Below are 8,027 nucleotides of genomic sequence, written 5' to 3'. Positions count from 1 at the left end.
CGACCTGTACCGGCCGAAATACAACCACGTCCGTCCTCACGAGGCGCTGGGCCTGGAGGTGCCTGCCACCCGCTACCGGCCGAGCGAGCGTATGCTGCCACAGCGGCTCTCTGCGGTGGAGTACGAAGCGGGAGAGGTGGTCAGGAAGGTGCAGCACGGAGGCTGGATCAGCTACGCAGGGCGGGAGTGGCGGCTCTCGAAGGCGTTTCACGGCCAGCCGGTGGCGCTGCGGCAGAGCGAGAAGGAGGCAGAGCTAGCGGTTTACTTCTGCAAGCAGAAGATCGCCGTGCTGGACCTGCGGGAGGGGACGGTGCGCCCCAGCCGCGGGTGATTCGACTGCGGGAGGAGAGTCGCCGCCGGCGACTCTCCTCCCGCCCCCCACCAGTGTCAAGCATCTGTCCGAACACCTGTCAGGGATGTCTCCGGCCTTTACAACTGCCTGGGGGAGGGGAGATGGCCGGTGCGGGGCGGAGGGTTCTCGCTCGAGCCGAGCGCCGATTGGCTGGCCGGGGGATGAGTTTCGCGACCACTCGCCCTCGGCGAGGAGTTCGCGGATGGGTTGTTGGTGCACCTGCCGGATGTGATTCTCGTCCCGCCGAAGCTTTAGTAAATCCCGCGTCTTTTCGGTTGCCGCCCATTGCGGAGGGCGGGGCGGCGGGGGTATCGTGCGGGGTTCCCGCAGCCGCTTTCCATCCCCCTGCACCGCCCCATGAAGCGCTTCGCCGCCTACGATCCCCCGGAGTACGTGACCTGGGCCGCCGACCCGGAGCTGGTGGAGGATTTCCGCGCGCGTGTAGACGCGGACCCGGAGCGCGCCGCCATCATCCGCGCGCTCGACGAGGCGGCGCTGCTGGGGCTGTACGAGGGGCTGCTGCGCAACCGCCTTCACGACATCGCGCTGAAGCGGTGGGTGAAGAGCGGCGTGATCAGCAAGGCGTGGCTGGGGGTGGGCGAGGAGGCGGCCACCATCGGCCCGGTGCACGCGCTGCGGCGGTCGGGGCCGGACCACGACGTGGTCTCTCCCATGATCCGCAACGTGGGGGCCTGCCACGAGATGGGAATGTCCGTGGCCGACCTGCTGCGCGGCTACCTGGGCACGGCAGACGGGCCCAGCGGCGGCCGCGACCTGCACACGGGCGACCTGCGCTACGGCGTGCTGACGCCCATCAGCCACGTGGGCGACGTGGTGCCGGTGACGGCGGGGATGGCGCTGGCGTTCAAGCAGCGCGGCGAGGACCGCGTGGCGCTCAACTGGGTGGGTGACGGGTCCACCAAGACGGCGGCGTTCCACGAGGGGATGAACTTCGCGGCGGTGCAGCGGCTGCCGTGCATCTACATCATCCACAACAACCAGGTGGCGCTGGGGACGAAGCTGGCGCAGCACTGCGGCGGCGAGTTCCACGCGTGGCCGGCCATGTACGGCGTGGCGGGCGGCACCTTCGACGGCAACCACGTGCTCGATGCCTTCGCTGCCACGCGCATCGCCGCCGACCGCGCGCGCCGCGGCGAAGGCGTGACGCTGCTGGTGGCCGAGACGTTCCGCATGGGCGGCCACGCCACGCACGACGAGCGCGAGGCCCGCGCCCTGTTCGATGCGGACTTCTTCGGGAGATGGGGAAAGCGCGACCCCATCGGCCTGTACGAGGCCTGGCTGGAGGAGGAGGGCTTCGGCCGCGACCGCCTGGAGGAGATCGAGGCCGCCGTCTCCGCCGAGGTGGACGCCGCTGCGGAGGAGGCGCTGCGCAGCCGCGAGACGGCCATGCCGCTGGGCGAGACGGCGGAGCTGGGCGTCTACGCGTAGCCTGGTCTCGGAAGATTCGGAGCTGCCGGAGCGCCCTGGGGCTGAGGCCGCGGGCTACGACGGCACGACGGCCACCTGCGTGGGCTGCTTCCGGTAGACTGGACCGTGTGCGATACATCTCTCCGAAGGCAGGAACGGTTTACTCGGATTCGGATGGGCGGAAAGCGCCTGGGCGTCGCGGCGGGCGCGGTTGGGGCCGTCGGCTGGCGGGTGCGGCGGTTGCTTCGGACGGGCGATTGACGCAGCTTTGCAGGTGAGCGGGCGGCGCTGCACCGGGCCGCCCTCCCCTTTCACTCCTTATTTCCGGAGCCTCCATGAGCAAGAAGGAAGTGACGGGCCGCCTGACGGTGTACCTGCGCGGCGGCGCCGTGATCGACCTGCCCAACGGCACCGCGCAGATCGACGGTGACGAGAGCGGCCGCCCCAGCTCCATCTCCATCACCAACCAGGGCACGGTCGAGATCGTGTGGCTGGACACCAGCGAGGTGGTGGCGGTGGTGAAGGAAGGCGCGCGGCAGCGGTACGGCGTGGACAAGTAGCACCGTCCACGTCCGGCACGCGCGAAGGGGCGGCAGCGATGCCGCCCCTTCGCGTTGGGAGAAGCTTCGGTGCAGGCTGGCTCGTGCCGCGGACAATGAGCGCGCAAAGCCGCATCGCTCCTGCGGGTAACCCCGGCCGGTGGTTCCGAAGCCGGTTCGCGGGCTCGTCCACCACGGTGCGGCATGCGGAGACGAGGTTCGAGAGGGACATCGGCGCTCCGGCATCGCCCTGGCGGGTAAACCCGCGGGGCTACAAAGGCGCGAAGCCCGCCTCCGCGGGCTCCGGCCGCACCATGACCGCGAGCCCATCCATCCCTGCCGCGGCCGCCGGCACCGCCGCGCCGATGCCGCTCGCCGCACCCTCCCGCAGCGCGCAGCGCGAGTCGCCAGCCGCCCGGCCGCAGGGATTCGCGCTCGACCCGCACACCGCCCCGGCCGCACCACCACCGTTTCTTCTCCCGCTTCCGGGAGAGGACAGGCGAGGCACGAGCCAGGTGAGGGCCCCCGCCTTGCCCGAAACCCTCCGGCCGTGCATCGTACCTTCCCAATCACACAGCGCGCACCACTGGGAGAGAGAGCCAGATGTCGTTCGGATTGCCGGTGGGAGACGGAAAGCTCAGCTACGGCGGATACCTGCGCATCCCCGAGCTGCTGGCGCTCCAGGAGCTGCGTTCCGACCCCGGCCAGCACGACGAGACGCTGTTCATCGTCATCCACCAGGTCTACGAGCTGTGGTTCAAGCAGCTCCTGCACGAGATCGACGGCGTGATCGCGCGCCTGGCGCGCGGCGAGGTGCTGGGAGCCACGCGCCTGCTGCGCCGCTGCATCGAGATCCAGCGCGTGCTGGTGGCGCAGCTCTCGGTGCTGGAGACGATGACGCCCATGGACTTCCTGGCCTTCCGCGACCACATCATGCCGGCCAGCGGCTTCCAATCGGTGCAGTTCCGAGAGCTGGAGTTCGTGTCGGGCCTCAAGGACGGGCGGCACCTGAACGGCTTCGGCGCGAACCTGGCCGAGCGCGAGCGGCTGGAGCGGCGGCTGCGCGAGCCCGGCCTGGGCGACGTGTTCGACGCGCTGCTCCGCGCCCGCGGCTTCGAGCTGCCGGAACCGGGCGACGACGCGGCCGAGCGCACCCGGCTGCAGGCGTTCATGCGCCTGTACCGCGAGGCGGAGCAGCACTACGACCTGTTCCTCCTGGCCGAGGCGCTGATCGAGTACGACGAGATGTTCCAGCTCTGGCGCTTCCGCCACGTGCAGATGGTGGAGCGCGTGATCGGCGGGAAGCCCGGCACGGGCGGCAGCGACGGCGCGGGCTACCTGCGCGGCACCGTGGACAACCGCTTCTTCCCCGAGCTGTGGGCCATGCGCAGCCACCTGAGCCTGGGCGTGGCCGAGGAAGCCGGCGCCGACACCCCTAAGGTTCGCCGCGTCCTGGGCACCGACGACGACGGCGAGGGCCCGGCGCCGCACGGCAGCGGCTGCCCGGCAGGTTACTGAGCCGTCGCATTCCAAAGGCTCTCTGAACCGCACTGCACCATCCGCCAGGTAGGCGAAGCACCTGTGTGTGCTCCCGCCTTTCGGCAGCGATCGTGCCTGGATTCCGCACCATCGCTGCGGCGGCGCGGTCCGACACGCAGGTCGGACCCTACCGGTCGGCGGCGGTGTGGCGCGATGCCGTCCGGCGTCCTTCGCGGTTCGGCCGATTCACCCCAGCGCTCGGCGCGTGTCGTATCCACCGTGAGCCATCGGCGGATCGGGTGATGCGAATCCACCGGCGCATTCGGTGAAGGCGATGCACGGCATTCCATCGCCGAAACCGTAGCCTGCCGTACATCTCCCGATGAACACATCCACGTTCCCAGCACCGGCGGAGAAGCGCGCGTGAAGATCGTCATCATCGGGGGTGGGCCGGCGGGGCTGTACCTCTCGATCCTGCTCAAGCGGGCCGACGCGTCGCACCAGGTCGCGGTGCTGGAGCGCAACCGGGCCGACGACACCTTCGGCTGGGGCGTCGTGTTCTCGGACCAGACGCTGGGCAATCTGCGCGCGGCCGACCCCGAGACGTACGCCAGCATCACCGACAACTTCGCGCACTGGGACGACATTGACGTCCACTTCCGCGGCACCACCATCACGTCCGGCGGCCACGGCTTCAGCGGCATCGCGCGCAAGAAGCTGCTGCAGATCCTCCAGGAGCGCGCCGCAGGGCTGGGCGTGGACCTGCGCTTCGAGTGCGAGGTTGCCGACGACGCGCAGCTCGGCTCTATCGGCTTGGGCGACGCGGACCTGGTGGTGGCGGCCGACGGGGTGAACAGCGCCATCCGCCGTAAGTACGCGCAGCATTTCCATCCCGATCTGGACGTGCGCCACGCGAAGTTCATCTGGCTGGGAACGACGCGCCTGTTCGACGCGTTCACCTTCATCTTTGTGGAGAACGAGCACGGCGTCTTCCAGGTGCACGCGTACCGCTTCGACGCGAAGCACTCGGCGTTCATCGTGGAGTGCGACGAGCGCTCGTGGCGCAACGCGGGGCTGGACGAGGCGGGCATCGATGCGAGCATCGCCTACTGCGAGCAGATGTTCGCGCCGTGGCTGGACGGGCACCGGCTGGAGAGCAACGCGCGGCACCTGAAGCAGCCGTGGCTCAACTTCACGCGCGTGAGCAACGAGCGCTGGCACCACGCCCTCCCGCCGGCGGAGAACGGCCGTGCGCGCCAGGTGGCGCTGATCGGCGACGCGGCGCACACGGCGCACTTCTCCATCGGCTCGGGGACCAAGCTGGCGATGGAGGATGCGATCGCCCTGGCACGCATCCTGGGCGAGGAGCCGGAGCTGGAGACGGCGCTGGAGCGATATCAGGACGAGCGCCGGACCGAGGCGCTACGGCTCCAGAACGCGGCGCGCAACAGCATGGAGTGGTTCGAGAACGTGCGGCGATACGTGCAGCTGGAGCCGCCGCAGTTCGCGTATTCGCTGCTCACGCGCAGCCAGCGGGTGAGCCACGAGAACCTGCGCCTGCGCGACGGCGCCTACCTGGCCGGCGTGGAGCGCTGGTTCGCCAGCCTCGCCTCCGGCCGCAGGGACGCCGCGGCGGATGCGGCGGAGGCTGCATCTGCCGAGAAGCCGGTGCCGCCGATGTTCACGCCGTTCAGGCTGCGGGGGATGACGCTGGAGAACCGCGTGGTGGTGTCGCCCATGGACATGTACACGGCGGTCGATGGCACGCCGGGCGACTTCCACCTCGTGCACCTGGGCGCCAGGGCGATGGGCGGCGCGGGGCTGGTGATGACGGAGATGACGTGCATCTCGCCCGAGGCGCGCATCACGCTGGGCTGCACGGGGATGTACGAGCCCGAGCACGTGCGGGCGTGGAGCCGCGTCACCGACTACGTGCACCGCTGGAGCCGCGCGAAGATCTGCCTCCAGCTCGGCCACTCCGGCCGCAAGGGCGCCGTCCGTCTGCCCTGGGAGGGCGACGACGTGCCGCTGGACGAGGGGGGATGGGAGACGGTGGGCCCGTCACCTTTCGCGCACGGGCCGGGCATGCGCCCGCCGCGCGAGATGACGCGCGAGGAGATGGACGTGGTGCTGCGCCAGTTCGTGCGCGCGGCGGCCATGGGCGCCGAGGCGGGCTTCGACATGTTGGAGCTGCACTGCGCGCACGGCTACCTGCTCTCCAGCTTCATCACGCCGCTCGCCAACCGCCGCACCGACGAGTACGGCGGCACGCTGGAGAACCGCCTCCGCTACCCGGTGGAGGTCTTCGCCGCCATGCGCGACGTGTGGCCGCAGGAGAGGCCCATGTCGGTGCGCATCTCCGCGACGGACTGGGTGGAGGGCGGGCTGGAGGGCGACGACGCGGTGCAGGTGGCGCGCGCCTTCTCGGCCGCGGGCGCGGACATCATCCACGTCTCCACCGGCCAGACCTCGCCCGACGCGAAGCCGGTGTACGGGCGCACGTACCAGACGCCGTACAGCGACCGCATCCGCAACGAGGCGGGCATCCCCACCATCGCCGTGGGCAACATCACCGAGGCGGACCAGGTGAACGGCATCATCGCCGCCGGCCGCGCGGACCTGTGCGCGCTGGCCCGTCCCCACCTGGCGGATCCCAACTGGACGCTGCACGCCGCCGCGCAGCTGGGCTACACGGCCCAGCCCTGGCCCATCCAGTACGTCACCGGCAAGCGCCAGCTCGAACGCACCCTCCAGCGCGCCGCCGAGCTATCCGGCAGCGCGAGGATCTGACCATCGGCGCCAGACCGTCGCATACCGGCCCAATCGCGTGCGACGATCTGGAGAACGAAAAACCGCCAACAACTCGCAGGTTGCCGGCGGCTTGGTTCGGAGTCTGTAGGTCCGCGCCAGCTATGTCAGCTGCGGTGCGCGTTCAACTCATCGGAAAGCTGTGTGCCGGGAGGCTGGAGCATGAGCGGAGCGCACGCCGACCGGGTGCGCCCTAATCTACTCCTCCGGTTCCTCGTTGTTGCGGTCTGTAAACCGGCCCACGACGAACACAGTCGCAAGCGCTACGATGTCGATGGAGCCGATGATCGTCCCGGAGGTTTCGTGTCCAGAGACGATCAAGCCAACCGCTGCCGCCAGGAAGAAGAGGACCACCACGACAGCGGTGTACATGCCGAGCTTTTCGGCGGCGATGTTCGCGCGGACTACCTGCTCCTCGAGTTCCATGTCCCGGACTTCCATCGCGCGCCGGTGCGACGCCTGGCGCTGGAACTCCTCGAAGATCAGCCGCGGCGCCTCCGGCAGGACGTCGGCATATCGCGCCAGCTCCGCAGCGTCGGGCACGGGGCCATGCCTCGCTTCCATCGCAAACGAGAGGACGTTCCCTTGAGACACCGCTGCGGGAACGGGTTCAGAGAACGTCCGTGATGCACCATCGGCCCTGGTTACGGAGGCGCTGGGTTGCACCGAGCGGGTATCGCGCTTCTTCTTCGAGCCGGTCACGCAGGCGACGGGGCGCCCGTGGCAGGCCACTGCTGCGTTACCTTCTCCACCGCGGTACGCAGGTTCTCGCCGACGACCTGCCAGTCGGCAGCCGCGGCTTCGGAATCGCGGGGCACGAAACGCCCCGCGGCGCCTCGGCGGACGTACTTCTGCCCCCGAGTAACCCCGCCCATGTCCAACGTGCGGCCGACGCCTCGGAAAAAGGCGCCGGTCTTGCTGCCCCGGTAGATCGAGACGTTCTCTTTCGCCATGATCTTGCGCCTGTGCCGAGTGTTCCTCAACATCCCTAGTTGCGCAATTGCGCAGGTGCACAACCCAAGCCTATTCGCGGTCCGCGAGTTTGTCAAGTTTGGCGAAGCTCGGCGCAAAAGGACGTAAGTATCGCTGAAAAAAGGCTGTTAGAACGCTCCGAAGGGATCGGCCCACGCGCGGTACAGAATCGGACCACGGTGCGCCACGGCGGCTTCCCTCCCGACGGTGATGCTGCGCGAGCGGTAGATCTGTCCGCTACGCGGCGTATACCGTGGGAAATCACGCAACGATGATTCTGCACGCCGCGGACGACTGGCCCGCACGACGGATGTTTGGTAGAATTGTGACCCCGCGCGGACGAGCCGGCGGGGGTGAATGGCAGGCACTTCAGCAGTACCAGGGTAACGGGATGAGCGACGAGAATGCGCGGCACGCGGCCGCGGCGAACGACGACGCGATGGAGCGCG

The 8,027-nt window shown here is 69.3% G+C and carries 7 protein-coding genes; 5 read left to right on the top strand and 2 right to left on the bottom strand.

Translation table 11 applies throughout. The features are described 5' to 3' along the window. The 5 genes from VFE05_16185 to VFE05_16165 all read left to right on the top strand — a co-directional run. On the top strand, positions 1 to 331 hold a 331-nt coding region (locus VFE05_16185), incomplete at its 5' end, for an IS481 family transposase (GenBank protein HET6231613.1). Positions 332 to 709: 378 nt separating this feature from the next. Next, on the top strand, positions 710 to 1,801 hold the full coding sequence (locus tag VFE05_16180; protein HET6231612.1) for a thiamine pyrophosphate-dependent enzyme: 1,092 nt from the start codon (positions 710 to 712) through the stop codon (positions 1,799 to 1,801). A 314-nt stretch (positions 1,802 to 2,115) separates the two neighbouring features. Then, positions 2,116 to 2,340, top strand: coding sequence for a hypothetical protein (locus tag VFE05_16175; protein ID HET6231611.1), 225 nt, complete (start codon positions 2,116 to 2,118; stop codon positions 2,338 to 2,340). Between the two features lie 582 nt (positions 2,341 to 2,922). Further along, the gene (locus VFE05_16170) at positions 2,923 to 3,837 is read left to right on the top strand and encodes a tryptophan 2,3-dioxygenase family protein (GenBank protein ID HET6231610.1); all 915 of its coding nucleotides are present in this window, start codon (positions 2,923 to 2,925) and stop codon (positions 3,835 to 3,837) included. Positions 3,838 to 4,221: 384 nt separating this feature from the next. Beyond that, positions 4,222 to 6,588 carry a bifunctional salicylyl-CoA 5-hydroxylase/oxidoreductase gene (locus tag VFE05_16165; GenBank protein ID HET6231609.1) on the top strand — a complete coding sequence of 789 codons (2,367 nt, stop codon included), beginning with the start codon at positions 4,222 to 4,224 and terminating at the stop codon, positions 6,586 to 6,588. Between the two features lie 216 nt (positions 6,589 to 6,804). Here the strand turns inward: VFE05_16165 and VFE05_16160 are convergent, their stop codons facing one another. Further along, positions 6,805 to 7,308, bottom strand: coding sequence for a DUF2335 domain-containing protein (locus VFE05_16160; protein HET6231608.1), 504 nt, complete (start codon positions 7,306 to 7,308; stop codon positions 6,805 to 6,807). Next, on the bottom strand, positions 7,305 to 7,559 hold the full coding sequence (locus tag VFE05_16155) for a hypothetical protein (GenBank protein ID HET6231607.1): 255 nt from the start codon (positions 7,557 to 7,559) through the stop codon (positions 7,305 to 7,307). The genes VFE05_16160 and VFE05_16155 overlap by 4 nt, the downstream gene beginning before the upstream one ends. Between the last annotated feature and the right edge of the window lie 468 nt (positions 7,560 to 8,027).

The organism is Longimicrobiaceae bacterium (assembly GCA_035696245.1).
In the GTDB taxonomy this organism is placed as follows: Bacteria; Gemmatimonadota; Gemmatimonadetes; order Longimicrobiales; family Longimicrobiaceae; genus DASRQW01.
Note: the sequence above shows the minus strand (reverse complement) of the source record. Positions and strands in the feature narration are given on the sequence as shown.